Source organism: Moorena sp. SIO2C4, assembly GCF_010672485.1.
Classification (GTDB): domain Bacteria; phylum Cyanobacteriota; class Cyanobacteriia; order Cyanobacteriales; family Coleofasciculaceae; genus Moorena; species Moorena producens.
Genome location: NZ_JAAHGN010001114.1, coordinates 1 through 2,332, shown reverse-complemented (window position 1 = coordinate 2,332; position 2,332 = coordinate 1). Strand labels below are relative to the sequence as shown.

The 2,332-nt window shown below is 45.0% G+C and carries 3 protein-coding genes; all 3 read right to left on the bottom strand.

Features of this window, described 5'->3' with window-relative positions; all coding sequences use genetic code 11:
- A partial coding sequence (locus F6K20_RS34390; RefSeq protein ID WP_287297791.1) for a reverse transcriptase domain-containing protein occupies positions 1–1,258 on the bottom strand: 1,258 nt, incomplete at its 3' end.
- A 311-nt stretch (positions 1,259–1,569) separates the two neighbouring features.
- Positions 1,570–1,734, bottom strand: coding sequence for a hypothetical protein (locus tag F6K20_RS34385; protein ID WP_008187986.1), 165 nt, complete (start codon positions 1,732–1,734; stop codon positions 1,570–1,572).
- A gap of 5 nt (positions 1,735–1,739) precedes the next feature.
- On the bottom strand, positions 1,740–2,332 hold a 593-nt coding region (locus F6K20_RS34380; RefSeq protein WP_287297789.1), incomplete at its 5' end, for an RNA-guided endonuclease InsQ/TnpB family protein.

Below are 2,332 nucleotides of genomic sequence, written 5' to 3'. Positions count from 1 at the left end.
CCATCTCTTTAACCATTGTGTGGCCGTTTTCTTCCCATGATACTTTTGGGAAGGCTTTTCCTAATAATCTTTTGGATTCGTACCGATTTATTGATTTCTGCTTTCGGAATTTCTTTTCGGCAGATTTCATCGGGAAGTATAAATTATTAGGTGGGTCTTCCATACAGCACCACTTATGGTAGTTTCTCCAACCTCTTACAATGGGTGCTAGTTTCTTTGCTTTGATTTCTGCTCCATAATTCGAGCTGTTGACTATGGATTTTATTTTTTCTAGGAATTTCTTGAGATTCTCCTTAGCGGGGTAGCTCTTGAATCTTCCGTCATACTGGACTCGGAAATACCAGCCCAGGAAGTTAAATCCATCTGTCGTTTTGGTTATCTTGGTCTTTTCTTCACTAATTTCCATCCCTCTTTCGGCGAGGAAGGCTTTGATTTTATTCAGTACCTTTTCGCTGTTATCTTTTGGCTTTAGGAAAATTACCATATCGTCTGCGTATCGGACGCTAGGATGAATCTCCTCTATTCCGTCAAGTGCTATGTTGGCTAGAAGTGGACTGACTACACCTCCCTGCGGTGTTCCTTGCTCAGGAAATTCCAGGTCAACTCCGGCCTTGAGGCAGCGGAATATCCCAGTCTTTAAACTTGCTGGTGCAATTAACTTATCCATGATGGATTTGTGGGAGATTTTGTCGAAGCACTTCTTGATGTCCAGTTCGATTACCCTCTTATTTATGCCGTTTTTGTTGGAACTCAGATTGTTGAATATCTGTTTCTGGGCGTCATGAGCACTTCTGCCTGTTCTGAATCCGTAACTCCGGGCATGGAACTTGGCTTCATGTGCTGGTTCGAGAGCAAATTTTGCTAGACATTGCCATGCTCTATCAGCTATAGTCGGTACTTTCAACATTCTTGTACCCCCGTTTTTCTTGGGTATTGGGATTTCCCGTAACCCTTGGTGCGTCCAATTTTCCGCACTGGATACTAGTCTTTCAAGTAATTCAAACCGTTCGCTGTATTTTAGGGCAGTTTTTCCGTCGATACCGGCGGTCTTCTTGCCCTGATTGAGCTGTGTCACTTGACGGATGGCCAATAACTGTGCCGAACGGGATTTCAGAATCAGCTTCTGTATAGACCTTGCTTTCCTCAAGTCACCAGCTTGAACCGCTTTATACACTCGTCTTTGTAGGCGGAAGAGATTCTTCCGGAGTTGCTTCCAGTTTTGTCCTTTCCACAGTTCACTATAAGATTGTTTTCTCATGTGTCTAACTATGCTCTTCTTAGAGTTTGTGTATTCTGGATACCCGCGCCCAGTTTTGAGCGCATCTTACCCGACAGTGGGGATTAAGTTTGGCATAACTTACCGAGGTTACGACCTATCCTCAGACCCATATTTTTGCTGTCGTTTTTATTCGTTCCATCCAACAGATTATTCTGGTGATTTAGGGCAATCCAATTTGCCTATCCTCTTCTCGGAGTTTATAGTTATCCCTACCAGAACACTATGAGAATGAGAGGATGAAGTCCACATTGTATTTTGTTCAGATTGTGGCTTCCGGATTAGACATTTTTCTAGGATTTGTTTACCCGTGTCACCTCCCCGTTAGCGGCAGTGTGGCTAATCTGTTTCACCTCTGATTCCGCCCTGGTGCCAGCTTCACTCTGCGAGGTTGCCGCCTGCTCGGTGTGGCCAGATAGGGAGTCACTTGTCTCCTCAAGGATGGGGTTTTCACCCATATCCGTTAGATAGTTAGGATTTTTGAGGTTTTAACCCTCGCGAATCCCCCAACCCATACCCTTTCAGTTTCTGAAAGCTCCTGGTTGGAACGAACCGCACGATAAGTTCCCGTGTGCCCCACGGTACCCAAGGCTCTGCTTAGGATATTTTTAGCAGCATTGTGTTCGCGAAGCGGTTCCGAAGGAACATCACGATCCAGCCGACACCCGCATTTACAGGCATGGGTTCTAGTCGATAAAGATTTCTTGACCACTTCACCACAGCTGGAACAATTTTGGCTTGTGTAGGCTGGATTAACTGCGACAGTTATCCGACCAAACTTTTGGCCGAAATACTCTAACCACTCTCGAAATTGGTACCAACCTGCATCGTTAATAGACTTAGCTAAACAGTGGTTTTTAACCAGGTTTTTAACTCTTAAATCTTGCCTTCGGCACGCTGCGCGAACGTAGGCGACCAGGTCGTTAGACCGGATTACGCAGCGCGCCGGAGACGAAACCTTAGATAGTGGAGCCTTTATGGGTGTTCGGCTTTGCATAAAAGGGTTAAATCTTTTGTAATAAGGCTCCACTATCTTACGGTAACTTCTAACCAGTC

What these genes read in the sequence shown, in the direction of transcription:
- F6K20_RS34385 (WP_008187986.1), bottom strand. Translation starts at nt 1,734, where the DNA reads ATGGGTGAAAACCCCATCCTTGAGGAGACAAGTGACTCCCTATCTGGC.